This window comes from Veillonella sp. KGMB01456 (genome assembly GCF_023051165.1).
Classification (GTDB): Bacteria; Bacillota; Negativicutes; order Veillonellales; family Veillonellaceae; genus Veillonella_A.
This window is the reverse complement of record NZ_JALKIG010000086.1, coordinates 1-1,167: the sequence shown is the minus strand read 5'-3', so window position 1 is coordinate 1,167 and position 1,167 is coordinate 1. Positions and strand designations below refer to the sequence as shown.

At 35.7% G+C, this 1,167-nt stretch carries 1 protein-coding gene; it reads right to left on the bottom strand.

Features of this window, described 5'->3' with window-relative positions:
• Window positions 1-43 precede the first annotated feature (43 nt).
• Window positions 44-1,069: an IS30 family transposase gene (locus tag MXE28_RS11405; protein WP_021840187.1), complete on the bottom strand. Its 1,026-nt coding sequence runs from the start codon at window positions 1,067-1,069 to the stop codon at window positions 44-46.
• Window positions 1,070-1,167: the final 98 nt, after the last annotated feature.

Below are 1,167 nucleotides of genomic sequence, written 5' to 3'. Positions count from 1 at the left end.
TGCTAATTGCAATATCAAATGCGACAAAATTTTAATCACGAATTTATATGTTTAATAATTCTAGTTCCTGTGTAAATTTTTCTTTAGCTGTAACAAAGCCAAATATCTCTCTAGGTAAATCGTTAATCCAATTTTCAATGTGTTCAATGGCTTCGGGAGAATAGCTATTCATAGACCTTCCTTTAGGGATAAAACGTCTAATAAGTGAGTTGTGCTTTTCATTAGTGCCGCGTTCAAACGAAGCATATGGATGACAGTAATACACATCAATTGTAGGAAAATCTAGGGTTAAAGCAGAAAACTCATTACCGTTATCAGATGTAATCGTTTTAAAGACGCTAGGACCTAAATCACCATAACTAGCTATAATTTGTTGGAGACCAGCTCTTACAGCTTCGCTTGTCTTGCTAGCGATTTTAATTATATGACGTTTTCGTGTTTTACGTTCATCTAAGGTGAGTAAAACCGGTTCAGCGCCTCGTTTACCAATTACGGTATCTATTTCCCAGTGTCCAAATTCTTCACGCGTTATATCGCGCATTTCGATGCTTTTCCCAAGGACTTTTCGATTGTTGCGTACTCTGATTTGCTTTGTTTTACGTGATACACGATTAGCAAGATCTATGTTTTTGGTTTTTAAAAGCCCCTGATCAATATAGTTGTATAGAGTCTTAGCACAAACCATCTTTGAAAAGATACCTTCAAGTTTTGCTCGACCACAAACCATATTAGGAGACCACAAATGCTTTAACATCAGGTTATCGGCATAGCTGACAAAATCGTATGCATTAAGTAACTTCAATGGTGGTCTTGAGTTAATCCGGTTCTTTTCATAAACTATTTGGCCTGTTTCAGCGAAATACTTTGTGTGTTTCTTTAAATTAGAATCTAATTGTTCTACAGTACCGCGTTTTATCTCGCGATAGATAGTAGAACGATGTACCTTCAATTCAATGGCAATAGCAGCCACTGAAACCTTTTGCTTAAGAAGTGCTTCAATTTTGCCCCGTTGAATTGGCGTAAGATGTTTGAAAGTTCTTTTTTGTGTGTTAGAATAATCGTAAGACATGATATCGTTCCTTTGCGAAATTTTTGTGGTGAAAATATTCTAACACAGGAACAATATTGTGTCTTATTTATTTGTCGCATTTGATTATACTATGAACC